Source organism: Marivibrio halodurans (assembly GCF_017963645.1).
GTDB classification, from domain to species: Bacteria; Pseudomonadota; Alphaproteobacteria; order UBA8366; family Aestuariispiraceae; genus Marivibrio; species Marivibrio halodurans.
In genome coordinates this window covers 1-1,166 of the sequence record NZ_JAGMWN010000021.1, presented here as the reverse complement: position 1 = coordinate 1,166, position 1,166 = coordinate 1, and the positions used below count along the sequence as shown (strand labels likewise).

Below are 1,166 nucleotides of genomic sequence, written 5' to 3'. Positions count from 1 at the left end.
TTATACCATTTCGCGCTGATCACCATTCATGGGCCCATTGTCGATATCCGATGGACATGATCTTCCACGGTTGGTCCAGGAACTGTCGCCACGCGTGGCAACAGATATCGACGATCTCGTCGTAGGATTTGAATATCCTGTTGGAGAGCCAGTTCTCGCGCAGGAACTGCCAGACGTTTTCGACCGGGTTCAGTTCCGGGGCTCTTGGCGGTAGCGGGACGATGGTGAGGTTGCCGGGAACGGTGAGCTTCTCCGTCATATGCCAGCCCGCCTGATCGCATATCAGCAGGGCGTGAGCGCCAGGGGCGACGTTTCGAGCGATCTCGTCGAGATGCCATTGCATCGCCTGGATGTTGCAGCGAGGAAGGACAAGAGCGGCTCCCACACCCCTGGCCGGACAGATGGCGCCGAAGATGTAGGCCGACTTCGTCCTTTGATCTTGCGGCGCGCGAGGGCGCGTCCCTCTGAGCGCCCAGCGCCTTGTGATCTTCGTCTTCTGGCCGACGCGCGCTTCGTCCTGCCACCAGATCTCTAGCGGGGTTTCCGGCGGGAGCTTCCTTTTGATGGACGCGACGCAGGCTGCGAAGTTTTTTTAAAATCGGCCAGCGCCTCCTCGCTCTGGGCGTGGTGTTGTGGCCGGGCGGAGAGCCTGCGGAAGCCCATCGCCCGAAGCTCTCGGCTGACAGTCCCAAAGTGGACTGTCACGCCGAACTCCTCATGGAGCCACTGCGCCAGGTCCTTCAAACGCCAGCGAACGACGCCATGAACCGAAGGGATGGGGGCCTCCATGACGCGGTCCGCCAAAGCCCTCCGCTGCGCTTCATTGAGGGCCGTCTGTCGGCCTGGCGCCTTGCGAGTGAGGAGGCCTTCCGGTCCGCTCGCGTTGAACCGCAAGACCCAGTCCCGGACGATCTGCAGCGTCACGCCGCCGACCCTCGCCGCGTCGCTCCGCGACCCGCCGTCATAGATCGTCGCCAATGCCAAAAGCCGTCGGGTCTGATCGGCGTCTTTGGAAGAACGCGCCAGCCGTCGAAGAGCCGTCCCATCAAAATCAGTCCGAACCGCAATCGGCGGCGCCATGACAAACCTCCATCGTTTGTCATGGTGAATCAGATTTGCGGCCCCATGGGAATCCCTCGTGAGTCTCAATCAGCGAGAGTTGGTAT

At 61.5% G+C, this 1,166-nt stretch carries 1 protein-coding gene; it reads right to left on the bottom strand.

The window, feature by feature from the left end; all coding sequences use genetic code 11:
- Nucleotides 1-19: 19 nt before the first annotated feature.
- Nucleotides 20-1,080, bottom strand: a protein-coding gene (locus KAJ83_RS19160; protein ID WP_210683739.1) for an IS630 family transposase whose coding sequence is annotated in 2 segments (ribosomal slippage) — nt 20-588 and nt 588-1,080 — 1,062 coding nt in all. Because the reading frame shifts where the segments join, the coding sequence is not laid out codon by codon here.
- Nucleotides 1,081-1,166: the final 86 nt, after the last annotated feature.